The 25255-nt window shown below is 47.7% G+C and carries 21 protein-coding genes and 2 tRNA genes; all 23 read left to right on the top strand.

Annotation, left to right across the window (positions count from 1 at the left end):
- Positions 1 to 26 precede the first annotated feature (26 nt).
- The 23 genes from mfd to lysS all read left to right on the top strand — a co-directional run bounded on the left by mfd (position 27) and on the right by lysS (position 24911).
- The gene (mfd, locus tag KNO96_RS13950; RefSeq protein WP_214704481.1) at positions 27 to 3554 is read left to right on the top strand and encodes a transcription-repair coupling factor; all 3528 of its coding nucleotides are present in this window, start codon (positions 27 to 29) and stop codon (positions 3552 to 3554) included.
- Entirely contained in the window at positions 3538 to 5085 is a 1548-nt protein-coding gene (locus tag KNO96_RS13945; protein WP_214704483.1) for a polysaccharide biosynthesis protein, read from the top strand. The genes mfd and KNO96_RS13945 overlap by 17 nt, the downstream gene beginning before the upstream one ends.
- 1 nt (position 5086) lies before the next feature.
- Positions 5087 to 6502, top strand: a complete 1416-nt coding sequence (gene yabN, locus KNO96_RS13940) for a bifunctional methyltransferase/pyrophosphohydrolase YabN (protein WP_214704485.1) — start codon at positions 5087 to 5089, stop codon at positions 6500 to 6502.
- Complete coding sequence (locus tag KNO96_RS13935; RefSeq protein WP_026824785.1) at positions 6499 to 6771, top strand: RNA-binding S4 domain-containing protein; 273 nt, start codon at positions 6499 to 6501, stop codon at positions 6769 to 6771. Before yabN ends, KNO96_RS13935 begins: the two co-directional genes overlap by 4 nt.
- A 42-nt stretch (positions 6772 to 6813) precedes the next feature.
- Positions 6814 to 7188, top strand: a complete 375-nt coding sequence (locus tag KNO96_RS13930) for an FtsB family cell division protein (protein WP_214704494.1) — start codon at positions 6814 to 6816, stop codon at positions 7186 to 7188.
- A 75-nt stretch (positions 7189 to 7263) separates the two neighbouring features.
- A complete protein-coding gene (locus KNO96_RS13925; RefSeq protein WP_214704495.1) occupies positions 7264 to 7770 on the top strand; it encodes a S1 domain-containing RNA-binding protein in 507 nt (168 codons plus the stop codon).
- 203 nt (positions 7771 to 7973) lie between these two features.
- A complete protein-coding gene (locus KNO96_RS13920; RefSeq protein WP_214704497.1) occupies positions 7974 to 10586 on the top strand; it encodes a YhgE/Pip domain-containing protein in 2613 nt (870 codons plus the stop codon).
- Positions 10587 to 10727: 141 nt separating this feature from the next.
- A tRNA-Met gene (locus tag KNO96_RS13915) sits at positions 10728 to 10804 on the top strand.
- 9 nt (positions 10805 to 10813) lie between these two features.
- A tRNA-Glu gene (locus KNO96_RS13910) sits at positions 10814 to 10885 on the top strand.
- A 69-nt stretch (positions 10886 to 10954) separates the two neighbouring features.
- The gene (tilS, locus tag KNO96_RS13905) at positions 10955 to 12202 is read left to right on the top strand and encodes a tRNA lysidine(34) synthetase TilS (protein WP_214704520.1); all 1248 of its coding nucleotides are present in this window, start codon (positions 10955 to 10957) and stop codon (positions 12200 to 12202) included.
- Positions 12203 to 12237: 35 nt separating this feature from the next.
- Positions 12238 to 12783 carry a hypoxanthine phosphoribosyltransferase gene (hpt, locus tag KNO96_RS13900; protein ID WP_026824790.1) on the top strand — a complete coding sequence of 182 codons (546 nt, stop codon included), beginning with the start codon at positions 12238 to 12240 and terminating at the stop codon, positions 12781 to 12783.
- A gap of 105 nt (positions 12784 to 12888) precedes the next feature.
- Entirely contained in the window at positions 12889 to 14913 is a 2025-nt protein-coding gene (gene ftsH, locus KNO96_RS13895; protein WP_214704522.1) for an ATP-dependent zinc metalloprotease FtsH, read from the top strand.
- 92 nt (positions 14914 to 15005) lie between these two features.
- Positions 15006 to 15770 carry a type III pantothenate kinase gene (locus KNO96_RS13890; RefSeq protein WP_026824792.1) on the top strand — a complete coding sequence of 255 codons (765 nt, stop codon included), beginning with the start codon at positions 15006 to 15008 and terminating at the stop codon, positions 15768 to 15770.
- A gap of 19 nt (positions 15771 to 15789) precedes the next feature.
- Entirely contained in the window at positions 15790 to 16719 is a 930-nt protein-coding gene (gene hslO, locus KNO96_RS13885; RefSeq protein ID WP_051545931.1) for an Hsp33 family molecular chaperone HslO, read from the top strand.
- An 84-nt stretch (positions 16720 to 16803) separates the two neighbouring features.
- The gene (gene cysK / locus KNO96_RS13880; RefSeq protein ID WP_214701496.1) at positions 16804 to 17757 is read left to right on the top strand and encodes a cysteine synthase A; all 954 of its coding nucleotides are present in this window, start codon (positions 16804 to 16806) and stop codon (positions 17755 to 17757) included.
- 94 nt (positions 17758 to 17851) lie between these two features.
- Complete coding sequence (locus KNO96_RS13875) at positions 17852 to 19231, top strand: anthranilate synthase component I family protein (protein ID WP_353047602.1); 1380 nt, start codon at positions 17852 to 17854, stop codon at positions 19229 to 19231.
- Positions 19228 to 19812: an aminodeoxychorismate/anthranilate synthase component II gene (pabA, locus tag KNO96_RS13870; protein WP_214701497.1), complete on the top strand. Its 585-nt coding sequence runs from the start codon at positions 19228 to 19230 to the stop codon at positions 19810 to 19812. The genes KNO96_RS13875 and pabA overlap by 4 nt, the downstream gene beginning before the upstream one ends.
- On the top strand, positions 19796 to 20614 hold the full coding sequence (locus KNO96_RS13865) for an aminotransferase class IV (protein ID WP_214704525.1): 819 nt from the start codon (positions 19796 to 19798) through the stop codon (positions 20612 to 20614). The genes pabA and KNO96_RS13865 overlap by 17 nt, the downstream gene beginning before the upstream one ends.
- An 11-nt stretch (positions 20615 to 20625) precedes the next feature.
- Positions 20626 to 21411: a dihydropteroate synthase gene (gene folP, locus KNO96_RS13860; protein WP_214704527.1), complete on the top strand. Its 786-nt coding sequence runs from the start codon at positions 20626 to 20628 to the stop codon at positions 21409 to 21411.
- Positions 21404 to 21769 (top strand): dihydroneopterin aldolase, encoded by a 366-nt coding sequence (gene folB, locus KNO96_RS13855; protein WP_026824799.1) that lies wholly within the window; start codon positions 21404 to 21406, stop codon positions 21767 to 21769. Before folP ends, folB begins: the two co-directional genes overlap by 8 nt.
- On the top strand, positions 21766 to 22263 hold the full coding sequence (folK, locus tag KNO96_RS13850; RefSeq protein ID WP_026824800.1) for a 2-amino-4-hydroxy-6-hydroxymethyldihydropteridine diphosphokinase: 498 nt from the start codon (positions 21766 to 21768) through the stop codon (positions 22261 to 22263). Before folB ends, folK begins: the two co-directional genes overlap by 4 nt.
- Before the next feature lie 70 nt (positions 22264 to 22333).
- Positions 22334 to 23272, top strand: a complete 939-nt coding sequence (gene dusB, locus KNO96_RS13845; RefSeq protein WP_051546003.1) for a tRNA dihydrouridine synthase DusB — start codon at positions 22334 to 22336, stop codon at positions 23270 to 23272.
- A gap of 148 nt (positions 23273 to 23420) precedes the next feature.
- On the top strand, positions 23421 to 24911 hold the full coding sequence (gene lysS / locus KNO96_RS13840; RefSeq protein ID WP_214704540.1) for a lysine--tRNA ligase: 1491 nt from the start codon (positions 23421 to 23423) through the stop codon (positions 24909 to 24911).
- Positions 24912 to 25255: the final 344 nt, after the last annotated feature.

The raw sequence follows: 25255 nt of genomic DNA, 5'->3' as shown, positions 1-25255 counted from the left end.
TTGTCGTATGAGTTGGAGGAAAACAAATGAATGCTTTAGAAAGATTTATGGTGGCGCTCCCTGAGACGAATGTCATTCGCGAGCGGCTACAAAAAGTGGACCGTCAATTGGTAACGGGTCTGACGACGAGCGCGAAAGCTCTTGTCTTAGCAGGACTCGTGAAATCGTCAGCGAGACGCCTCGTCGTCGTGACACACAATATGTATCAAGCACAAAAAATGTTTGATCAACTTGAATCACTCATCGGCCCTGATCAAACACTGCTTTATCCAATTGATGAGACGCTAGCAGGTGAACTATCACTGACATCTAGTCCGGAACTGTTGGCCGCCCGAATCGATGCCCGTACCCGTCTCCTTGACCAAACAGGAGGCGTTGTTGTCGTGCCACTCGGTGGATTACGACGTTACATGCCGAGTCCAAAAGCATGGCAAGACAGCCGCGTCATGTTGAAGCCTGGAAGTGATCTCGATTTAGCGGATTTTGCGAAACAATTGTCAGGGATGGGGTATGAACGGACGGCAACTGTAACGACGCCAGGGGAGTTTTCCGTACGAGGTAGCATATTAGACGTTTACCCGCTCACAGAAGCGCGTCCATATCGAATTGACTTGTTTGACACTGAAATTGATTCGATTTTTACGTTTGATGCCGAAACCCAACGTTCGCTCGGGGTGATAGGGGAAGTGTGTATTACGCCTGCAACGGAGTTTGTTGCGACTGAGGAACAGCTGAAACAAGCGGGTAGCGCTCTTCGCAAGCAATACGACAGAACGGTGGAATTGATTACAAACGATGTGATTCGTCAGGCGCTCGATGAAGGAGTCGTGACGGATATCGAACGTTTAGAGCGTGGTGATTTCCCAGATAAAGTAGGAAAGTATTCGCCACTTCTTTATACATCAACGCTTCTTGATTACGTAGGAAAAGACGCCGTACTCATTTTGGATGAAGTGGCACGAATTGATGACGCCGCGGATGTGCAGGACCGGGAAGACGCCGAGTGGTTCTCTTCGCTCATCGAAAAAGGGGAAGCGGTCAGTAACTATACGCTCGCTGTCCCAATGCATAAAGTGTTCCTTGACTTGAAACAAGTGGCCTTCTCATTATTGCCGTCTCGTCGTTCAGGTATACCTGAGACCGACACGGTTCATTTGAGCTGTCGTCCGCTACCGGCATTTCACGGACAGATGCACTTATTGAAACAAGAAGTGGAACGTTGGCAACAAGGTGATCAACGAATTGTCGTGCTCGCGGGAGATCGGTCGCGTGCAGATAAAATAACAGCACTTCTTTCAGACTATGGCATTTCCTCGACGTTTACGAATGTCGATGGAGAGTTAGAGCCGAGACGTGTGTCCGTCATTATCGGTCAAATTGAAGGTGGGTTTGAATTATCTACGAGTCGTCTTGTCGTTGTATCAGAAGAAGAACTGTTCAAACGTGTGACGAAACGGAAACGTCAGACGAAGAACTTGACGAACGCGGAACGAATCAAGAGTTACCAAGAGTTGAAGCCGAACGATTATGTCGTCCACGTGCACCATGGAATCGGAAAGTACTTAGGCATCAAAACGATTGAGGTCGGTGGGATTCATCAGGACTACTTGCATCTCGTCTATGCTGGTGACGATGCCCTTTACGTACCAGTCGACCAAATTGATCTCGTGCAAAAATATGTCGGGGCAGAAGGAAAAGAACCGAAGATTTATAAACTGGGTGGCACGGAATGGAAGAAGGTCAAATCGAAGGTCGCTAAATCGGTTGAAGACATTGCCGATGAGTTGATTAAACTGTATGCGGCACGAGAGGCCTCGGTTGGTTTTGCGTTTCCGTCGGACGATGAAGAGATGAGTCAGTTTGAATCTTCATTCCCGTACGCTGAAACAGAAGATCAAGTTCGCTCGATTGCTGAAATCAAAGCAGATATGGAACGCTCGCGTCCGATGGATCGTCTCTTATGCGGAGATGTCGGATATGGGAAAACGGAAGTGGCGATTCGGGCGGCATTTAAAGCGGTACTCGCCGGAAAGCAAGTCGCATTTCTTGTCCCGACGACCGTCCTCGCCCAACAGCATTATGAGACGATGCTCGAACGATTCAGCGAATTTCCAATCAATGTGTCGGTCATGAGCCGTTTCCGCTCGAAAAGTGAGATGACCGCGACGAAGAAGGGCTTGAAAGAAGGGACGATTGATATTGTCGTCGGTACACACCGCGTGTTGTCTAAAGACGTAATGTTTGCCAATCTTGGTCTCGTCATCATCGATGAAGAACAACGGTTCGGCGTTAAACATAAAGAACGTTTGAAACAACTGAAGACGAATATCGACGTGCTCACGTTGACTGCCACACCGATTCCGCGGACGCTCCATATGTCGATGATTGGAATCCGTGACTTGTCCGTATTGGAAACACCACCTGAAAATCGATATCCGGTCCAAACATATGTCATGGAGTATGACGGGATCGTCTTGCGTGAAGCTTTAGAGCGTGAACTCGCTCGTGGTGGGCAGGCGTTCTTCCTCTATAACCGTGTCGAAGGTATCGAACGAAAAGCGGAAGAAATTCGTGCCCTATTACCGGACGCGCGTATCGCGACGGCACATGGACGGATGACGGAGAGTGAGCTCGAGAGCCAATTGATCAGCTTTTTAGAAGGAGAGGCAGATATTTTAGTCTCGACGACAATCATCGAGACGGGAATCGATATTCCAAACGTCAATACACTTATCGTCCATGATGCTGACAAGATGGGGTTGTCGCAGCTCTATCAACTTCGTGGGCGTGTCGGACGCTCGAATCGAATCGCCTACGCGTACTTCACCTATCGAAAAGATAAGCGATTAACGGAAGTCGCCGAAAATCGACTTCAGGCCATTAAAGAGTTCACGGAGCTCGGAAGTGGCTTTAAGATTGCGATGCGGGACTTGTCGATTCGGGGTGCTGGTAATTTGCTAGGTGCACAACAATCAGGGTTTATCGATTCGGTCGGTTTCGATCTGTACTCACAAATGCTCTCCGAAGCAATCGAGGAGCGGAAAGACCGAATGCGTGGACAAGCAAAACAAGTTGTATTCAAGCCGGAAATTGCATTCCAAGCGGATGCGTATATCCCAGATAATTATTTGTCGGATAGTGAATTAAAAATCGAGATGTACAAACGTTTCAAATATGCGGATACGCCAAGCGCATTATTCGCCCTTCAAGACGAATTGATTGAGCGATTTGGTGAATTCCCTGAACCGGTCGCGCTTCTCATTCAACTGACGCGCTTACGTATTTACGGAGAACTGGCAAAAGTGAGTCGGATCAAGCAAACACCGGGACGCATTGAAATCGTCTTATCAAAAGAGTCGACAGCTGCACTTGATGTATCATCCTTCATGGAATGGACAATGCCGCTCGGTCGCAAACTTGGGGTGGGTCAAGAAGATGGGGCGTTGAAACTATCGCTCAGTGGCCGTGTCCCCCTAACAGAGCTCCTAAATGATGCCGATACTGTATTAGAGGAACTGACGAAGCGGTTGGTAGGCGATGCAGTCGCCAAGTAAATTTGCGCAAGGCGTCGTCTTGTTCGCCATTGCCGGCTACGTGTCGAAACTGATTAGCTTCGCTTATCGTGTCCCGTATCAAAACTTAGCGGGTGACTTCGGGCTCTATGCCTATCAAACCGTCTATCCATTCGCTGCGATCGTGGCTTCACTCGGGATTTATGCGATGCCAGTCGTTATTGCGAAAATTGGTGTCGGGACAAAAGGGGAAAATCGAAAGTTGGAAGTGCTATGGGGGAGCTTTTATGCGCTGTTTCTACTATCGATTGTCCTCGTTGTTACGGTATGGGTATTCGCACCGACCCTTGCCGGATGGCTAGGAGATGAGCAGCTGGCACCGGCACTCCGGGTGATCAGTTTAAGTTATTTACTTATGCCAGCCTCGGCCGTATTACGTGGCGCTTTTCAATCGAGAGATGACTTACGACCGAGCGCATGGTCACAAGTGCTCGAGAACTTTGTCCGCGTCACAGTCATGCTGTCGCTATTATGGATCGGGGTACGACTCGGAAAAGATGCATATACGCTTAGCCAATATGCGTACGGTGCGACACTCATCGGTGGAATCGTAGCGATTGTCTTTTTGGTCTATCGAACGCGTGGTTTGCAGATTGTGAAGGTGCGACGGGTCACGTTTCGAAGAGGGATGCGTCTCTTATTGACGACGGGTTTCGCGGTTGGATTCGCTTCGCTCGGGATTCTATGGATGCAACTTGTCGACTCTTTCACCATCGTCAATTTGATGGGGGGGACGTATGACGCGAAGGTGAGCAAAGGAGTGTTTGATCGGGGATACCCGCTCGTCCAATTCGCCATCTTGTTCACGACGACCATCGGGATGGCCAATGTGCCGATGCTCGTCCGTCATTATCGGGCGGGACATCTACAAAAGACGACACAAGGACTCCGTTCGATGATTCGGGTGACGACTGCGATTGCTGGTGCAGCGACGATCGGCTTGATAGGGGTCATGTTCTTCTTGAACGTGGCACTATTTGAAGATGAGTCAGGAACACAAGCACTTATGTTTTTAGCTACAAGTACGTTTGCTGCCTCTTTGGCGATTGTAAGTATGACTTGTTTGCAGGCGATTGATCGAGAATGGGTCGCCGCTCGTAGTATGGTCGTCGCGATTTTGGTGAAGAGTGTGACGAATGCATGGCTTGTCCCAATCTATGGGATTGAGGGGGCGGCAATTGGTACCTCGATCGGCTTTTTGGCGATGGCATTCTATAACTTTAAAGCGCTCGACCGTTCGATTCCGCTCGGCTCGTTTCGGTCGAAACATTACAAATCGCTATGGAAAGCCCTGGTACCCATGATATTCCTCATTGCCGTGTTAAACTGGGTTGGTCAGATGTGGGTCGATTCAAGAATCACTGCTTTCGGATGGTTGATCGGGATGGTGAGTAGCGGGGCCGTCCTCTATATATGGAGATTATGGAGCACACGGATGTTGTCACTTGCGGAATGGGAGTTGATTCCGTTCGGAAGTCGTCTACTCGATGTGCTCGAGAAAAAGGAGAACTGATATGGGTTATACAATCACGGTGGTCGGACTCGGGTCCGGCGAGTTAAATCAATTACCACTCGGTGTGTACCGCCATTTAAAACAGCAACCACTCGTCTGGTTGCGGACGAAAGAGCATCCGGTCGTTCGTGAGTTAGAATCAGAAGGGCTCGTATTCGATTCTTTTGATTCGATTTACGAATCAAGCGAAACTTTTGAAGAGGTCTATAATCAGATTGTTGAGACATTAATGAATAAATGTGAAGAAATGGCGATCACTTATGCTGTACCGGGTCATCCTTTCGTAGCAGAACGGACCGTTGAACTGTTGGTGGAACGCGGAGCCGATCTTCATGTGCTTGGCGGTCAAAGCTTTTTAGACGCGATGTTTCAAGCGCTTCAAATCGATCCAATCAATGGATTTCAACTGCTTGATGCGACAGCCCTCGACCTTGAACGACTGCAGGTCACCCAGCACATTCTTATTGGTCAAGTGTACGATGGATTTGTAGCAGGGGATGTCAAAGTGCAGCTAATGGAGCGTTATCCGGATGAGCATCCCGTCACCCTTGTGACCGCTGCAGGAACTACACAAGAACGAATCGAACACATTCCGCTATTCGAGATGGACCGTGTGGCGGAAGTGAACAATTTGACGACGCTCTATGTGCCACCGCTCGTCGACGAATCGTATTTAGCGAAAGATTTTGCGACACTCAAACAGATTATTGCAACACTTCGGGGTCCGAACGGCTGCCCATGGGACCGCAAACAGACACATGAGTCGCTTCGGAAGTATTTACTGGAAGAAGCGTACGAACTGATTGAAGCCATCAATGCAGAAGATGATAATGCGATTATTGAAGAACTGGGCGACGTCTTGCTCCAAGTCATGTTACATGCTCAAATCGGTGCAGATGAGGGGTACTTTGATATTCGTGATGTGATTGGTTCGATTAGTGAAAAGATGGTACGTCGTCATCCACACGTCTTTGGGGACATCACAGTTGAAAACGCCTCCGAGGTCGTGAAAAATTGGAACACGATTAAACAAGCCGAAAAAGGGGAAAAGAAACAATCGCATCTCGATGGTGTGCTCATCGACCAACCTTCATTGATGAGGGCGGAACAACTTCAAAAGAAAGCCGCCCAAGTAGGGTTTGAATGGGATGACGTATCCGGGGCCTTCACGAAGCTCGAAGAAGAATTGAACGAATGGCGTGAGGAACTTGGTGACGAATCAGAATTGGGAGATGTATTGTTTTCCATCGTCAATATCGCGAGATACGTTGGGCTGAATGCCGAGCAAGCTCTAGAACAGACGAACCGAAAGTTTAAACGTCGATTCGAATACATTGAAGTAAATGGGGACCTTCAGCAGATGACACTCGAACAAATGGATGAACTTTGGAACGAGGCAAAGGAGAAAGGTTTATGAGACTAGATAAATTTTTAAAGGTATCACGTTTGATCAAGCGTCGTACGTTAGCGAAAGAAGTAGCAGATCAGGGACGGATTCAATTGAATGGACAAGTCGCAAAGGCGAGCACAGACGTCAAAGTCGGAGATGAACTACAAATCCGGTTCGGAAATAAGCTCGTTACGGTCGTTATTGATTCAATCGCGGAACATGCACGTAAAGAAGATGCGAAAGAAATGTATCGTTTACTTAAAGAAGAGAAGATGGATGGTAGTATCAACTCGTAAAAAAAAGTATACTTAGTGTATTAAGAGGAGGGGGATGAGGCGATGAATGGACGTAATCCGATGGATCGACAACGGCGCATTCGTGCGCTAGACGAGCGTAGAGAACAGCTGGAAAAAGACACACATCGGCGACGAATTCATCTTCGCCGTCGTTTGGCGGCGGCCTCACTCCTATTTTTATTTGTTATGGTCTTGATTGGGCAGAGTTACTTTTCAAAAGTCGGCTATGTGTCGGACCAACGACAAGCATACGCTCAAGCAAAAGTAGAGTTGCGTGAACAACAAGACGAGCAAGATGAATTGAAAGAGCAAGCGGAGCGATTACAAGATGAGGATTATATCGCAAACTTAGCGCGAAATGAGCTGCTTTTCTCTAAAGATGGAGAGATTATTTTCTACTTCTCACCAGAAGAATAAGTTGGTTCGTTGACCGTTGAGGAAACGACTCGTATAATTGTAAAGAATCAATCAAAAAAAGGAGTACATTATTTTATGTCAATTGAAGTAGGAAGCAAGGTACAAGGTAAGGTCACAGGGATTACGCATTTCGGAGCGTTCGTCGAGCTCCCGAACGGCAAAACAGGTTTAGTGCACATCAGTGAGGTGGCAGACTCTTACGTCAAAGATATCAATGAAGTGTTGACAGTCGGTCAAGAAGTCACGGTGAAAGTATTGAACGTCGAAAGCGATGGGAAAATTGGATTATCCATCAAAAAAGCAGTAGACCGCCCTGTAAGCGAACGTCCAGAGCGTCCGGCCGGTGAGCGTTTCTCTCGTGGTCCACGCCCGGGTGGCCCTAGTCAAGGCGGTCCACGTCCTGGTGGACGCAGCGGTGGTGGCCCACGTGGTGGTGGTGGTCGTCGCGAACCGCAGCGCCGCGAGCCAGAAACATTTGATACATTGATGAGTAAATTTTTGAAAGATAGCGACGAGCGTCTTACGACTTTGAAACGTCAAACAGATTCGAAACGCGGTGGACGTGGAGCCAAACGCGGGTAATCCTTCGAATACCAATTAGCTTCTACTCGTAACTATATAGGTCTTAATACAAGACGAGTCGTGAACATTTTTGTTCGCGACTTTTTTTGTTTTGAAAAAAAATTATGAAAAATAACTAAAATAGTTGCTTTTTTTCGAGGAAGGGAGCAAAATAGGGAACATGAAAAAATAGTTATGTTTTATAAGTGAAGGTGGAGAGAAAAATGAATGGATGGAAACTGTGGACGGCGGAGTGGCGAAGTATCTTTAAGAACCCACGTGTGTTGGTTCCGATTCTCGCAGTCGCACTCGTACCGCTAATGTATGCCGGTATGTTTTTATGGGCTTTCTGGGATCCTTACGGACAGATGAAAGATTTGCCGGTCGCCATCGTCAATGAAGACAAAGGGGCAACGTTTGAAGGGGAGTCGCTTGAGATTGGGGACGATCTCATTGACAAGTTATTGAAGTCGGAAGCGTTCGAGTTTGTCGAGACGACCGAAAAAGAAGCGGAATCTGGATTGGAAGACCATGATTACTATATGGCGATTGAGATTCCGGAAGACTTTTCGGAAAAAGCAACGACAGCTTTGGATGAGGATCCAGAGCAACTTGAATTGAAGTATATTGCGAATGAATCGTATAATTTCTTAGCTGCGCAAATCGGTGGTTCCGCGATGGAGCAAGTAAAAGCGGAGCTTTCGACCGAGGTATCGAAACAGTACGTCAGTGCGTTGAAAGATGGGCTGAATGATGTAGCTGACGGACTTGGTGAAGCGGCAGACGGTGCAACAAAACTTGCAGAAGGCTCAAAAACAGCTAAAGACGGTGCCGTCAAATTGGCGGATGGGACGGAGTTACTTGCTTCGAAACAACGTGAGCTAGCAGATGGAGCAAGTCAGTTAAATGATGGGATTGCCCAGTTGGCCGATGGTTCCTCTGAGCTAGCAGATGGAACAAAACTACTCGCTTCGAAACAGCGTGAACTCGCAGATGGAGCAAGTCAATTAAATGATGGCGTGACTCAACTGGTTGATGGTTCCTCTGAACTTGCAGATGGGAGTCAACAAGTTCATGAAGGCTCAGCCTCTCTTTCAGATGGTGTACATCGTGTCAGCGATGGTGCCTCCGCGTTACAAGACGGAACGAGTCAACTCGTTGAAGGCACAGGAACTTTTGCATCAAAACTAGATGAACTGCATACAGGTGCAAAAACGTTGAACCAAGGCGTTCAAGACCTTTCTGCAGGAATTGAACGCTCGAAAGAGGGTGCGTCCGCATTAAATGACGGCGCAAATCAACTTGCGGGTGCATTGACCACCGCGAAAGACGGTAACGCGGCACTTGTCGTGGGTCAAACGGAATTGGTCAATGGAATCGGACAAATGAAATCTGAGTTGACCGCGAAGCAAGATGAGTTGATTGGACAACTGACGGCACTCGCCGAATCGGGTCAATCCGCGTCACCTGAAATGCTTCAAGCCATCGCTGCGCAACTAAGCGATGGAAAACAAGAAACGGCGGCAGGTTTTGATCAATTAGCTGCTGGTGCGACGAAAGTGAAGGATGGACAAACCTCATTAGCTGCTGGTCTAGAGCAAGCAGAGGCAGGTGCTGGAGAACTTTCGTCAGGACTTTCTGAATTAAGCACAGGTCAAACAAAATTGGTCGAAGGCGCTAAAGCATTAGCCAGTGGCTCTAGTCAAATCGAGCAAGGCACGCAAACAGCGGCCGGTCGCTCACAAGAGCTTGTGGCAGCCAGTTCGAAACTCAATCAAGGTGCGACGCAACTTCAAGATGGGACGAATGAACTCGTAACAGGCAGTGATAAGCTCGTAGCCGCGACTGGACAACTCTCTGAGGGAAGTGTGAAGCTTGCGGATGGTGCGAAGAGCGCTAGTGCCGGAACAAGTGAGTTAGCCAACGGCGCGAATCAGTTAGCTGATGGCGGTCAAAAACTTCAATCCGGTAGTCGTGAGCTTGCAGACGGCGCGCAGGATGCTGGTGCCGGAACAAGTGAGCTAGCGAATGGCGCGAGTCAGTTAGCAGACGGTGGACAAGAACTTCAATCCGGTAGCGGTGAACTCGCCGATGGGATGACAGACCTTGCATCCGGTAGCGATGAACTTCGTGACGCCTTACTAAAAGGCGCGGAAGATGCAGATATCGGGTTAACTGACAATAATGTGGAGATGATGGCAGGTCCGGTTGCGCTCGTCGACAACTCGATTCACGAAGTGCCGAACTACGGTACAGGATTCGCTCCGTACTTCATGTCACTTGGACTCTTTGTCGGGGCACTCCTTCTCTCGATCGTCTATCCATTGTACGATCCAGTGGGGCGTCCAAAACGGAGTCTGTCATGGGTGATGTCGAAGTCTGGCGTTCTCGTTGTCGTCGGATTCCTTCAGGCCTTGATTCTCGATGTGGCAATGGTGCAACTACTCGGTCTTGAAGTGAGCGAGCCGTTGAAATTCTTCGGTTTCAGCTGGTTGACGAGCATCACGTTCCTCTTTATCGTGCAGTTGCTCGTGACAACGCTCGGAAATCCGGGGCGTTTTGTGGCAATCGTCTTGTTGATTTTGCAATTGACGACGTCTGCGGGAACGTTCCCGCTCGAATTGATTCCAAGAGCGTTACAACCGTTCAATGCACTGCTTCCAATGACATATACGGTTGCTGGGTATAAAGAAATTCTATCGGCAGACGGTGCACAGTACTTGCAGACAGCTACCATCTATTTAACGTTTGTGGCTGCCGGATGCTTTGCATTGCTGTGGGCGTACTTCCGAATCGCATGGAAGAAAAAATATCGCCCAATCGCATCAGAAGCATGATGTAAAAACGTTATAAAATCGTGTATAGTGGGGAAGACGACGCTATACACGATTTTTTTATTAAAAAAATATAAAAAAGAATTGACACTCGAATGATGACTGGTTATTATAGAAAATGTGCTTAGGACACAACAATAACATGGCGGTGTAGCTCAGCTGGCTAGAGCGTACGGTTCATACCCGTGAGGTCGTGGGTTCGACTCCCTCCGCCGCTACCATTTTATTTAGGCCCGTTGGTCAAGCGGTTAAGACACCGCCCTTTCACGGCGGTAACACGGGTTCGAATCCCGTACGGGTCACTTAGCCTAAGCGAAAAGAAGCCATCTCAAACGAGATGGCTTCTTTTGTTATACCTAAGGAGGGAATTCATGAAAAAGGTGCTCGTCGCTGTGTCTGGCGGTGTGGATTCGATTGTCCTTTTAGACCGCCTTGTCAAACAAGGATGGAACGTAGCGGTGGCTCATATCCATCATGGTCTACGAGAAGCATCAGATGAAGAGTATACGTTCGTCGCAAATATAGCGGCATCCTATCAAATCCCGTTTCATGGGAAGCGTCTTGATTTTCAAAAAGGAAAATCACAAGAGCGATATCGAGAGGCCCGATATCAATTCTTTGAAGACGTCATGAGTGAATATGGATATGACACATTGGCAACGGCACATCATGCGGACGATGAGTTAGAAACGGTGCTCATTCAACTTCATCGAAACGTGATTGAAGTGAAAGGGATTCCCGAAATCCGGAAATTTGGTAACGGGAGACTCATCCGTCCGTTGTTATATGAGTCGAAAGCTCAACTGATTGAGTATGCCCGACAGAACGAATTAGAGTGGCGCGAAGACGCAACAAACCAAGAACGCACCTACTTAAGGAATCTTATTCGCCATGAGATCGTGCCGAAACTGAAACAGACGTGGCCATCGGTTGTGAAAGAAGTCAGCGAAGCGGCAAAATTGGCCCGTGCCGACTGGGATAGACGGTACCAATCGTGCGAACGGTGGGTGGAGGCATATGTAGAACTCGAAATGAAAGCGTTTCATGTGAAACTTGATCACGTTGAACGTTTGTCATCGCTCGAACGGTACACGGTCGGTCGGTTGTTGTCCGCTCGTTACGAGGTAAATGTGACTGAGGCGATCGAAAAACTATTGATGAGTCAAAAGGATACAGGCATTTATCATCTCCAGGGGGAATGGTTCATGACCAAGCGGAATAGGGTACTTAATCTTGTACAACGTTTAAACATCTATCCGCTCCATCCGATTCAAGTTGAAACGCTACCGACTGTGGTTCAATTCGGAGAGCGGACAATCTCCCTGTCTATCGAGGAGGGGGAAGAGGGCATCCCATTACATGAAATCACATATCCGCTCATAATTCGTACAATTAAACCGGGTGATCGGATGCGTTTAACCGTAGGGACAAAAAAAGTGGCTCGAATTTTAATTGATGAAAAAATTGATCGATCCATTCGTCCGATGCTGCCACTGCTTGAAGACGCTTCTGGACGGATTCTCGCGATTATTGGTGTAAGAGTTTCAGATTTTCTAGACAAGTCGGATGCGAATTGTCTACGATTAGATGCGAATTGTCTACGATTAATGGTAAAATGATGATTGTGTCGAAACAGAAAGAGGAGGATTTCAAGATGTCATTAATCAACGATATGGAAAAAATTTTAATCTCGCGTGAAGAGATTCAAGAAAAGGTACAAGAACTTGCCGGAACACTTAGCGAAGATTATAAAGAAGAGTTCCCGCTTCTCGTATGTGTATTGAAAGGCGCGATGCCGTTCATGTCGGACCTCGTTAAAGAAATGGACATCCACTTAGAGATGGATTTCATGGACGTATCGACGTATCATGGTGGCACATCGTCAACAGGTGAGGTTAAAATCGACAAAGATTTAAATACATCTGTAGAAGGACGCGACATCTTGATTGTAGAAGATATTATTGATAGTGGATTGACGCTTGGTTATCTCGTCGATCTTCTTAAATACCGTAAAGCGAAATCTGTGAAGATTGTCACGCTTCTCGACAAACCGACAGGGCGTAAAAATGGTTTATCAGCAGACTATAGCGGCTTCGTTATCCCACACGAATTTGTCGTTGGCTACGGTTTGGATTATGAAGAGAAATATCGTAATCTTCCTTACGTCGGTGTGCTCAAACCGAGCGTTTACGGGGGCTAACATTTTTCTTTTGAAAATGTGACGTGGTAAGATAAAAGAAATCCCCAAAGTATAGGCATATACTGAATGGGCGAGAACATCGTTTCTCGGAATAGGAGGCAGAGAATGAATCGTGCAGTGAAAAACACATTGGTTTTTGGTGTGATTTTCCTAGCCTTGATCTTGTTCCTTCAATATTTGCAGAATCCGAATAGTCAGAGTGAAACACTCTCGTATTCGAAATTCCTAGAATATGTGGAAGATGATCGGATTGAGACGGCAACCGTACAAGAAATCCCGGGGGCTATCTCGATTACAGGCGATCTTACAGGAGATGAAGACCAGCGTTATGAAACAAATATTCCAGCGAACGAAGCTGAGTATGCAGATGTATTAACACAGCTTCGAGCGAATACGGATATTCAAATCGAGGAAGCTGAATCGAACAGTAGTTGGTTCAGTATCATCTTTGCGATTTTACCGTTTATCATCATCTTCATCTTGTTCTTCTTCTTGTTGAACCAAGCGCAAGGTGGTGGCGGTGGTGGTCGTGTGATGAACTTCGGGAAATCGAAGGCCAAATTATACGACCAAGAGAAGCGTCGTGTCACATTTGAAGATGTGGCCGGAGCAGACGAAGAGAAGCAAGAACTCATCGAAGTCGTTGAATTCTTGAAAGATCCTCGTAAATTCTCAAAACTCGGTGCACGTATTCCAAAAGGTGTGTTACTCGTTGGTCCTCCGGGGACAGGTAAAACACTATTGGCCCGTGCGGTAGCTGGTGAAGCGGGTGTACCATTCTTCTCGATCTCAGGTTCGGACTTCGTTGAGATGTTCGTCGGGGTCGGTGCGTCACGTGTTCGTGACTTGTTCGAAAACGCCAAGAAGAATGCTCCGTGTATCATCTTTATCGATGAAATCGATGCGGTCGGACGCCAACGTGGTGCCGGACTAGGTGGTGGACACGATGAGCGTGAACAAACATTGAACCAATTGCTCGTTGAGATGGATGGATTCAGCGACAACGAAGGGATTATCATGGTTGCGGCGACAAACCGTCCGGATATTCTTGACCCTGCCCTCCTTCGTCCAGGTCGTTTTGACCGTCAAATCACGGTCGATCGTCCTGATGTAAAGGGACGGGAAGAAGTATTGAAAGTTCATGCGCGTAACAAGCCACTTGATTCGACAGTGGACTTAAAATCAATCGCACAGCGTACACCAGGATTCTCTGGAGCGGACTTAGAGAACCTCTTGAACGAAGCGGCACTCGTTGCGGCACGTTCGAACCGCGCAGCGGTATCGGTTGTCGACGTGGAAGAAGCGATTGACCGCGTCATCGCCGGTCCTTCGAAGAAAAGCCGAATCATTTCGGATAAAGAACGCAAGATTGTCGCTTATCACGAAGCGGGTCACACAATCATCGGTCTCGAACTTGAGAATGCGGATGAAGTACACAAAGTGACGATTGTCCCACGTGGAAACGCGGGAGGATATGTCGTCATGCTCCCGAAAGAGGACCGTTACTTCATGACAAAACCTGAGCTCGAAGATAAGATTGTCGGTCTCCTTGGTGGACGTGTCGCCGAAGATGTCATCTTTGGTGAAGTGTCGACTGGAGCGAGCAACGACTTCCAGCGTGCTACTGGTATTGCACGTAAGATGGTCATGGATTATGGGATGAGCGATAAGCTCGGACCACTCCAACTCGGTTCGAACCACGGTGGACAAGTCTTCCTTGGTCGCGATTTCCAGACGGAACAGAATTATTCAGATGCAATCGCACAAGAAATCGACTTAGAGATTCGTGACATCATCAACCACTGCTATGCGAAAGCGAAGCAGATTTTGACAGAACGTCGTGAAGATCTCGAACTCGTTGCGAAGACGTTGCTTGATGTGGAAACGCTCGATTCGAAACAGATTCGTCATTTGATTAAAACACGCGAATATCTCCCGCATGAACCGGAAGAAGACGTGGATGCATCAACGGACTCAGATGAAGCAGCGAAGAAAGATGAGGCAGCCGTTCAGCACGGTCAAGTCATCGATCAACCCGAAGCTGTTCAAGAAAGCCAACCGGATGTTGTGCCTGAAGGCGATAAGCCCGAGGCGACACCGACGGAGCGTCCGAATAACGAATCACGTTAATCAGTAGACGAATGCCCTTGACGAGGCATTCGTCTTTTTTCATGTTATAATTCGAGCGAACTGCAATTGACAACAAAGTGAGGAACTATATCATGATTTTAGTGATTGATGTTGGAAATACAAATATTGTTCTCGGGATGTACGATGAAGATAATCTCGTACACCACTGGCGCATCTCGACCGATCGTACGAAAACAACTGATGAGTACGGCATGCTTGTGAAGTCGCTATTCGACCAATCGAACGTCTCGTTTGAGCAGGTTGAAGGTGTCATCTTATCCTCTGTCGTGCCCCCGGTCATTTTTCCACTTGAACAAATGTCACAGCGATACTTCAATGTACGACCGATCGTTGTCGGTCCAGGTGTGAAGACGGGATTAGACATTCACGTTGAGAATCCACGCGAAGTTGGAGCCGATCGAATTGTCAACGCTGTGGCTGGAATCGCCAAGTATGACGGTCCGCTCATAATTGTTGATTTTGGAACGGCAACCACGTATTGTTACATCGATGAGAAACGTCGCTACCACGGCGGCATCATCTCACCAGGTATCATGATTTCAGTAGAGGCACTCTATCAGCGTGCTGCGAAACTACCACGAATTGAACTGGCAACCCCGCCATCGGTCGTTGGGAAAAATACGATTCAAGCGATGCAATCCGGAACGTATTATGGTTACGTGGCTCAAGTGGACGGTATCGTGAATCGAATGAAGCGTGAAGTTGGTGAAGCGACTGTCATTGCGACTGGAGGATTGGCACGATTGATCAGTGAACATGCAGAAACGATTGATCATGTGGATTCGTTCCTGACACTCGAAGGCCTCCGCCTCATTTACGAGCGCAATCAAAAGTAAACTAAAGGAGTTAAAGTATATGATTCATACAGAACAACAAGCATTACTCGATCAAATGAAAGACGATTATCTCGTTCGAGCTCTCGGGTTCAACGGAGAAGTACGAGCGTTTGCAGCACGTACGACAAAGACAGTGTACGAAACACAACTTCGTCATCAGACGACACCAGTTGCTTCAGCAGCCCTCGGACGGACGATGACAATTGGCTCGATGATTGGTGCGATGCAAAAAGGTGCGGCACGCGTCACGCTTAAAGTCGAAGGTGATGGTCCAATCGGGAAAATTATCGTGGATGCAGATACAGCGGGGGATGTCCGTGGATATGTATCGTATCCGCGTGTCGATGGTGGAACGTTCGTCAACGAACAAGGATTGACGAAGTTGAAAGTAGGCGAAGTCGTCGGAAAAGGAACCATCTCAGTCATTAAAGATTTAGGGTTGAAAGATTATGTTGGTGGTTCTTCAGAGATTCAAACAGGTGAAATCAGTGAAGACTTCACGTACTACTTCGCAACATCAGAACAAGTGCCATCGGTCGTTGGAGCCGGTGTTCTCGTCTTACCGGAAGACGAATCGATTCTTGCGGCAGGCGGTGTGATCGTACAATTGCTTCCGAACGCTTCTGAAGAAACGGTGCAGGCGCTCGAAAAAGCACTTCAGACGTTCCCGCCCGTATCTGTCTTGATTGGTGAAGAAAAGACACCAGAGGAGATGCTTCAATTACTACTTGGCGATAGTCTCGATGTCCTCGACCGTAATCCGATTCAATTCAACTGCACATGTAGTCGCGAACGAATGGAAAACGCCATTATCGGTCTCGGAAAAGAAGAGATTCGTCAGATGATTGAAGAAGATGGTGGAGCCGAAGCGGTTTGCCATTTCTGTGGGGAAAAGTATCATTTCTCAGCGGAACAATTAGAGACGATGAAAGAGCAAGCACAAGCGTAAGCAACGTTCCAAATTGCATATTTTCAATTCGATAGGGTATGATAACAATATCGGAATAGTCGGAATTATGAAGGAGGAAATGTAATGCGAATCGTAAACTCAGTGACAGACTTGATTGGAAAGACCCCGATTGTGAAATTGAACGGAATGACTGGACCAGAGGATGCCGATGTGTATCTGAAGCTTGAATATATGAACCCGGGATCAAGCGTCAAAGACCGGATCGCACTCGCGATGATTGAAGCGGCTGAAAAAGACGGCATCTTGAATCCTGGTGATACAATCATCGAGCCAACGAGCGGAAACACGGGAATCGGTCTCGCGATGGTCAGTGCCGCGAAAGGATACAAAGCCGTCCTCGTCATGCCTGAGACGATGAGCATGGAGCGTCGTAATCTTCTTCGTGGATATGGAGCCGAACTCATCTTGACACCAGGTTCTGAAGGGATGGGCGGGGCGATTCGTCGTGCCACTGAAGAAGCTGAGAAGCACGGCTACTTCCTCCCGCAACAATTCAATAACGCGGCCAACCCGAACGTTCATGAAATGACGACGGGACCTGAGATTGTGGAAGCGTTCGAAGAAACGGGACTTACGGTGGATGCACTTATCGCAGGAGTCGGTACTGGTGGTACGATTACCGGAGCAGGAAAAGTCGTGAAGGCGAAATATCCAGATGTGAAGATTTTGGCAGTTGAACCGATTGATTCACCAGTCTTGTCTGGTGGGAAGCCGGGTCCTCACAAAATTCAAGGAATTGGTGCCGGGTTCGTCCCATCCATTCTCGATACAGAAATTTACGAGGGTGTTCTTCAAATCACGACAGAACAAGCGTTTGAATATGCTCGCCAAGCAGCGCGCACAAATGGTGTGCTCGGAGGTATTTCTTCAGGGGCCGCGATTGCGGCGGCGCTTGATACAGCGAAGCGTCTCGGTAAAGGGAAGAACGTGTTGGCGATCATCCCGTCAAACGGAGAACGTTACTTGAGTACACCACTCTATCAATTTGATGAAGAGTCGAACGAGAGTCGGGTATAACATTTTAGGCAGTAATCGAGAGACATTCTCTTTCGGTTGCTGTCTTTTCTTGTGTACAATAAAAAGCATGAATGAATAGACGGAGGAATGACATGTGAGATCGACAGCGTTCAGAACGAAGCGGATGACGAAAGAAAAAATGTATGAAACATACATGACGTTGACAGCAGATCAGCCGTACCATGCATGGCTAGAAAGCGGGAGGGCAGGGCGGTATACGATTGCAGGAATTGAACCGTTCGGTCGCTTCTATGTAAAAGACGGCGTCGGTCTCCTTCAAATCGGAAATAGGACTGAAACGATGTACGGGGAACCGCTCGAATTGGCCAGTGAAGTTCGGAAGCGGTTTGAGGCTGAACGTCCAGAAGGGACCCCTCCATTTTTCGGTGGTATGATCGGTTATGTCAGTTATGATGTGGCTCGGACGATTGAACGTCTCCCTAACCAAGCGGCAGATGATTTATCGACGCCAGACGTCTCGTTTCTTCTATTTGACGAAGTGGCTGTGTTCGACGAAGAGTCGTCGACCCTTTACTTAATGGTCACAGCAGAACGTGATGTGGAGCGCAAAGTGGAACGGTGGGCAGCCATGTGGAACGTCGAGTCGCATTATGCGTTCAAACCGACGGAACATCTCCCTGTAGAGCGATCGCGCTCCATGTCTCAGGAGGAGTTCGTCGAAGCTGTCAAACAGATTCAGTCATATATCGTGGAAGGTGATGTGTTTCAAGTGAACTTGAGTGTTCGTCAATCAGAACCGCTTCTCGCTGACCCACGTCGGGTGTACGATACTCTCCGTCGAATGAATCCCTCTCCATACATGGGGTATTTTGTGGACGACGCATTGACAATGGTCTCCGCGTCACCAGAGTTGTTGCTTGAGAAACACCAATCTGACATTTCGACGCGTCCGATCGCGGGTACGCGTCCGCGTGGGAAAGATGATGCGGAAGATTTGGAATTGGCGAACACGCTACTTGAAAATGAAAAGGAGCAAGCGGAACATGTCATGCTCGTTGACTTGGAGCGGAACGACCTCGGGAAAGTTGCGGCGTACGGTAGCGTTCATGTGGATGAATTGATGGTGATTGAAAAATATTCACACGTGCAACATATCGTTTCGAACGTACGTGGCACCATTCGTGATGAGATTTCTGGAGCCGAAGCGTTGGCAGCGATGTTCCCAGGTGGCACGATTACAGGAGCGCCTAAAATTCGAACGATGGAAATCATTGAAGAACTCGAACCGGTTCGCCGGGGACTCTACACCGGCTCGTATGGTTGGTTAAGTTGGAATGACGACCTCGTCTTCAATATCACGATTCGGACGATGGTCGTGAAAGATGGAATCGCATACGTTCAAGCAGGAGCGGGAATCGTCATCGATTCGGACCCGGTCTCAGAATATGAAGAGTCACTGTCCAAAGCGAAGGCGCTATGGACGGCGAAGCAAATGGCGGAGGAAACGACATGATTGTACTGATTGATAACTATGACTCATTCACGTATAACTTGGTGCAGTATTTCGGTGAACTTGGTCAGGAACTAATCGTGTATCGAAACGATGAAGTATCGATTCAAGAAATCGAGGCGCTTTCCCCAAGCTATCTTGTCATTTCTCCAGGACCTTGTACTCCGAATGAGGCAGGGATCAGCGTAGAGGCAATCCAAGCGTTCGCGGGCCGTATTCCGATTTTAGGTGTCTGTCTCGGTCACCAAGCGATTGCGCAAGCGTTCGGCGGTGAAGTCGTTCATGCGGAGCGACTCATGCACGGGAAAACGTCGAAGATTCAACATGACGGAAAATCGATTTTCAAAGACATTCCTCAACAGACAATCGTGACCCGTTATCACTCATTGGCCGTGGAGCATTCGACTCTACCGGAATGTCTAGCGGTCACTGCGGAGACGGAGACTGGGGAAATCATGGCGCTCCGTCACCGAACGCTTCCGATTGAAGGGGTGCAATATCATCCTGAAGCGATTTTGACTGAGCATGGGAAAGAGATGATTCGAAACTTTATCGAGGAGTATCGTCATGTTGTATTGGCATAACGGCGATATAGTCGAGCAAGAGAAGGTGTTGATTCCGGTTGAAGATCATGGTTTCTTGTATGGAATGGGCTTATTTGAAACGTTACGGACCTATAATTTTGTGCCGTTTTTGTTCGATGCACATTGGGAGCGTCTGAATAAGAGCATGGAAGCGTTATGGATTGATTTTCCGTATACGAAAGCAGAAATTGAGACAGCGATTCAACGACTGTGTCGGCAAAATGATGCGCCTAATTTATATATTCGGTTAAATGTGTCGGCAGGTGTCGCGCCCCTCGGTCTGTACGCCGGGCGCTATGAAGCACCGAACGTCACAATGATCGTAAAACCGTTACCTGCAGAAGTTGTACCACAGGAGAAACAAGTGGAACCAATCCCTTTCCCGAGAAGTCGTCCTGAAGCGGCGTTTCGATTAAAGTCGCATCATTATATGAACAATATCCTCGGAAAACGGGCTCTCCAAAATCCGGATGCGGAAGGTCTATTTGCTGACGAAAATGGACACGTGGTGGAAGGTCTCGTGTCGAACATCTTTTGGGTCGGACCGGATGATGTGTTATACACGACACCACTCTCGAGCGGACCGCTCGCAGGTGTGACGCGGAAATGGGTGATGGAACATTTCTCTGTAGTCGAACAATCCGTGACGTTTGAAGAATTATCTGTAGCGAAAGAAATCTGGATGACGAACTCGATTCAACAAATTGCCCCGGTGACTCAGTACGGAGATCACTCCTTCCCCGGTAAAGACGGGGTGCGATTTAAAGAAGCGTGGACGGAACTTATTCGTTCACTTGGATAGGAGGCGGAAGTATGACGAAAATCATGGGAATTTTAAACGTGACCCCGGACTCCTTTTCGGATGGAGGGCGATATACGGCAATCGAGGAAGCCGTACGTCACGCGAATCAGCTCGTACAAGAAGGTGCCGATGCGATTGACGTCGGTGGTGAGTCGACGAGACCGGGCGCGGAACTCGTATCCGAAGAAGAAGAGATTGAACGTGTCGTCCCAATCATCAAGAGGTTAACAGAAGAGATTGATGTGCCCATCTCGATTGATTCGTATAAGCCAACGGTGGCGAGAGCGGCATTAGAGGCGGGAGCGACAATCATCAATGATGTGTGGGGTTCTAAATGGGGAGACCAATCGATGGCGCGTGTCGCCGTTGAATATGGTGTGCCCATCATTCTTATGCATAATCGGAAAAAGCGGGAATATAACCGTTTCATTGAGGATGTGGTCAGTGATTTACAGGAATCGATTAGGATTGCTCACGCATCAGGTGTAAGGAATGAACACATTTGGTTAGACCCGGGCATCGGATTCGCGAAAGACGTGGCACAAAATCTAGAACTCATGAATCATCTCGATGCAATCACTCGTCTTGGTTATCCAGTGCTACTCGGTACGTCCCGTAAATCATTTATCGGGCACACGCTCGATTTACCGACAGAAGAGCGAGTAGAAGGGACGATTGCGACAACCTGTCTCGGGATTATGAAGGGATGCTCATGGGTACGAGTACATGATGTGAAAGAGAATGCCCGCGCAGCGAAAATGATGGATGCGATGATTGGGGGGGATGGACATGGATAAAATTTTTGTGAACGGAATGCGTTTTTACGGTTATCATGGTGTGTTTGAAGAAGAGAATCGTCTCGGTCAAAGGTTTCACGTGGATTTAATGTGTGAGCTGGACCTTGCACCTGCGGGGCGTTCCGATGATTTGAATGAAGGGGTCAGTTATGCCGGCTTATATCAATTGACAGAAGAGATTGTGACGGGTGATCCGGTCAATTTACTTGAAGCACTTGGAGAACGGATTACTTCAGCTGTTTTGGCTCATCATGAGTTGATTCAAAGTGTGACGGTGAAAGTCATCAAGCCGGACCCGCCGATTCCAGGACATTACGACTCGGTGGCAATTGAGATGACAAGGAGACGGACACCATGATTTATATCGCATTAGGAGCGAACATTGGGGAGCGGGCTGCGCAATTGTCTGCTGCAATCGATGAGATGGAGAGAGCGAGTCTCAAAGTCACAAAGCAGTCATCGGTCTATGAGACGGCTCCTGTCGGTTACACGGAGCAACCGTCGTTTTATAATATGGTGGTCGAGGTAGAGAGTTCGCAGTCAGCGGCCGGACTGCTAGAAACCCTTCAACAAATTGAGCGAGAGCTAGGTCGAAAGCGCCTGTTTAAGAACGGACCACGTACAATCGACCTTGACATCCTCTTTTATAATGGGGAAGATATTCAATCAGAACACTTGACGGTTCCGCACCCACGTATGCATGAGCGTGCGTTTGTGCTCGCCCCGTTAACGGAAATTGCGCCGGAACTGGTTGTAAAAGGAAGAACGGTGACTTCTTGGCTTGACGCGTTACCGGAAGTAGACCGTCAAGATGTCGTTCGATTGCAGTTATTAATGAATTTGGTGAAATGAAGGATGTGTTGTCTTGACTGGCTTTAAGATTGGAAACATAGATATTAAAAACCGCGCAGTTCTTGCACCGATGGCAGGCGTGACCAACCCGGCTTTTCGCTTGATTGCGAAAGAGTTCGGAGCGGGACTCGTATGTGCGGAGATGGTCAGCGATAAAGGGATTTTGCTTGAAAACACCCGAACAATGCGTATGCTATATGTCGATGAACGGGAGAAACCACTCAGTTTACAAATCTTTGGAGGCTCTAAAGATACACTCGTCAAAGCCGCACAATACGTCGATCAAAACACAAATGCGGATATCATTGATATCAACATGGGTTGTCCCGTACCGAAAGTAACCAAGTGTGACGCCGGAGCAAAATGGTTACTCGACCCGGATAAAGTGTATGAGATGGTCAATGCCGTCACCAAGGTAGTCGAAAAACCAGTCACGGTGAAAATGCGCCTTGGCTGGGATGACGATCATATCTTTATTTTGGATAACGTCAAAGCGGCTCAGACGGGTGGGGCGGCGGCCATCGCCATTCACGGACGCACGCGGGCCCAACAATATGAAGGAACCGCAAATTGGGACTGGATTGGCGAGGCGAAGAAAGTGGCGACCGTACCAATTATCGGGAACGGAGATATCGCGACCCCGCAGGACGCGAAACGTGTGATTGACCAGTACGGTGTGGATGCCGTCATGATTGGACGCGCAGCACTTGGGAATCCATGGATGCTTTATCAAACAATCCAGTACCTTGAAACGGGAGAACTTCCGCCGGAACCGCAAGCTCGTGAGAAAATCGATATCTGTATGCTCCATCTCGATCGATTGAGTGCGATTAAAGGTGAACTGACAGCTGTACGCGAAATGCGTCAACACGCGGCCTGGTATTTGAAAGGACTCAAGGGCAGTGGTCCGATCCGTAAACGAATTAATGAAACAGAATCACGTGAGGCGTTCGCGGCGGTCCTTTACGGATTTGTCGATCAACTCGAACGACAACTGTCAGAAGTGTGAACTAGTGAAAAGAACTAATTTATGGTAAGCTTGTTTGGCGAAAAAGTGCACCACAACGAATGAACGGCTTCGGCTGTGCTGTTGGCCAACGGGTCGACAGTTTTTTGTTAGAGAGAAACCCAATATGGATAGAGGAGTGAATGGAATAGTGAGCCACGAGTTAGAAATGAATGATCAAATGCAGGTTCGTTTTGAGAAGATGACCGATATGCGTGAGCGCGGTCTTGACCCGTTCGGTCACCGCTTTGATCGTTCTGCGCACGCAGGTGAATTACACGAGCAGTATGAATCGATTGAAAAAGAGGCTTTGGCTGAACAGGACGTAGAAGTCACATTGGCTGGACGCATCATGACGAAGCGTGGGAAAGGGAAAGTATTCTTTGCCCACATTCAAGATGTGACAGGTCAAATTCAAATTTACGTCCGGAAAAACGATGTCGGGGATGAGCCGTTTGACTTGTTCAAGTCTTCAGACCTTGGTGACATCGTCGGTGTGAAAGGGAAGCTCTTTAAAACCAATGTGGGTGAGCTCTCAATTCACGTAGAAGAGTTTGAATTATTAACGAAGGCGCTTCGTCCGCTTCCGGACAAATATCATGGGTTAAAAGATGTGGAACAACGCTATCGCCAACGCTATCTCGATTTGATCACAAATCAAGATTCGCGTCAGACCTTCATTTTGCGTAGCCGCATCATTTCAGAGATTCGTAACTTTTTAAACCAAAAAGGATATCTAGAAGTGGAAACACCGATGCTACACACGATTGCCGGCGGAGCAGCAGCACGTCCGTTCTTAACGCATCATAATGCATTAGATATGGAACTTTACATGCGTATCGCAATCGAACTCCATTTGAAACGTTTGATTGTCGGTGGACTAGAGCGTGTGTATGAAATCGGGCGTGTCTTCCGTAACGAAGGAATCTCTACGCGACACAACCCTGAATTCACGATGATCGAATTGTATGAGGCGTATGCGGATTACAACGATATCATGGATTTGACAGAAGAATTAGTCGCACACGTGGCGAAAGAAGTACTCGGTACAACGGATGTACAATACGGTGAAGATACGATCCATCTTGGAATCGGTTGGAAACGTGCACACATGGTCGACCTCGTTAAAGAAGAAACAGGTGTCGACTTCTGGCAACAAATGTCCGATGGTGAAGCACGTGCACTTGCAAAAGAACACGGTGTAGAAGTACAAGATCATATGACGTTTGGTCATATCGTGAATGAATTCTTCGAGCAAAAAGTTGAAGATACGTTGCTTCAACCGACATTTGTCACAGGACACCCTGTTGAAGTGTCGCCATTGGCGAAGAAGAATGAAACGGATTCACGTTTCACAGATCGTTTTGAGTTATTCATCGTTCGTCGTGAACATGCGAACGCTTTTACAGAGTTGAACGATCCAATCGACCAACGTGAACGTTTTGAAGCGCAGTTGCTTGAAAAAGAAGCGGGTAACGATGAGGCACATGAACTCGATAATGATTTCCTTGAGGCACTTGAATATGGTATGCCACCAACAGGTGGACTTGGAATCGGGATTGACCGCCTCGTCATGTTATTGACGGACGCGCCTTCAATCCGCGATGTTCTTCTTTTCCCAACGATGCGTCACCAACAATAATCAATTGAAGGGCCAGATCATACGTGAGTATGAGCTGGCTTTTTTATGTTTGTCAGTCTAGAAACGCATAAGGAAGCCGTTAAACAGGATAGAACATATAAATAAAAAACTTTTTCGGAAAAACTTTAATAAAAACCCTTGCGTTAATGAGAAGTGTACGGTAAAGTAATAAACGTTGCCGCTGATGGCAGCGGAAAAGAAATAAAAAAGTGGTTGACAACTGTGTCGATGACTTGTATTATTTTAAGAGTCGCCAAGAGCGGCAGACGAACTTTGAAAACTGAACGATGAGGCAAAAATAAGTTTTACAATTTTTGAATGAAGCGCAAGCTTCGTCAATTTAA

The sequence above is a fragment of the Exiguobacterium sp. s89 genome, assembly GCF_018617735.1.
In the GTDB taxonomy this organism is placed as follows: Bacteria; Bacillota; Bacilli; order Exiguobacteriales; family Exiguobacteriaceae; genus Exiguobacterium; species Exiguobacterium marinum.
This window is presented reverse-complemented; position numbering and strand designations above follow the sequence as displayed.

Excerpts from the sequence above, each read along its gene's own strand:
- mfd (WP_214704481.1), top strand. The coding sequence starts at position 27 with ATGAATGCTTTAGAAAGATTTATGGTGGCGCTCCCTGAGACGAATGTC.
- KNO96_RS13945 (WP_214704483.1), top strand. The coding sequence starts at position 3,538 with ATGCAGTCGCCAAGTAAATTTGCGCAAGGCGTCGTCTTGTTCGCCATT.
- yabN (WP_214704485.1), top strand. The coding sequence starts at position 5,087 with ATGGGTTATACAATCACGGTGGTCGGACTCGGGTCCGGCGAGTTAAAT.
- KNO96_RS13935 (WP_026824785.1), top strand. The coding sequence starts at position 6,499 with ATGAGACTAGATAAATTTTTAAAGGTATCACGTTTGATCAAGCGTCGT.
- KNO96_RS13930 (WP_214704494.1), top strand. The coding sequence starts at position 6,814 with ATGAATGGACGTAATCCGATGGATCGACAACGGCGCATTCGTGCGCTA.
- KNO96_RS13925 (WP_214704495.1), top strand. The coding sequence starts at position 7,264 with ATGTCAATTGAAGTAGGAAGCAAGGTACAAGGTAAGGTCACAGGGATT.
- KNO96_RS13920 (WP_214704497.1), top strand. The coding sequence starts at position 7,974 with ATGAATGGATGGAAACTGTGGACGGCGGAGTGGCGAAGTATCTTTAAG.
- tilS (WP_214704520.1), top strand. The coding sequence starts at position 10,955 with ATGAAAAAGGTGCTCGTCGCTGTGTCTGGCGGTGTGGATTCGATTGTC.
- hpt (WP_026824790.1), top strand. The coding sequence starts at position 12,238 with ATGTCATTAATCAACGATATGGAAAAAATTTTAATCTCGCGTGAAGAG.
- ftsH (WP_214704522.1), top strand. The coding sequence starts at position 12,889 with ATGAATCGTGCAGTGAAAAACACATTGGTTTTTGGTGTGATTTTCCTA.
- KNO96_RS13890 (WP_026824792.1), top strand. The coding sequence starts at position 15,006 with ATGATTTTAGTGATTGATGTTGGAAATACAAATATTGTTCTCGGGATG.
- hslO (WP_051545931.1), top strand. The coding sequence starts at position 15,790 with ATGATTCATACAGAACAACAAGCATTACTCGATCAAATGAAAGACGAT.
- cysK (WP_214701496.1), top strand. The coding sequence starts at position 16,804 with ATGCGAATCGTAAACTCAGTGACAGACTTGATTGGAAAGACCCCGATT.
- pabA (WP_214701497.1), top strand. The coding sequence starts at position 19,228 with ATGATTGTACTGATTGATAACTATGACTCATTCACGTATAACTTGGTG.
- KNO96_RS13865 (WP_214704525.1), top strand. The coding sequence starts at position 19,796 with ATGTTGTATTGGCATAACGGCGATATAGTCGAGCAAGAGAAGGTGTTG.
- folP (WP_214704527.1), top strand. The coding sequence starts at position 20,626 with ATGACGAAAATCATGGGAATTTTAAACGTGACCCCGGACTCCTTTTCG.
- folB (WP_026824799.1), top strand. The coding sequence starts at position 21,404 with ATGGATAAAATTTTTGTGAACGGAATGCGTTTTTACGGTTATCATGGT.
- folK (WP_026824800.1), top strand. The coding sequence starts at position 21,766 with ATGATTTATATCGCATTAGGAGCGAACATTGGGGAGCGGGCTGCGCAA.
- dusB (WP_051546003.1), top strand. The coding sequence starts at position 22,334 with ATGGCAGGCGTGACCAACCCGGCTTTTCGCTTGATTGCGAAAGAGTTC.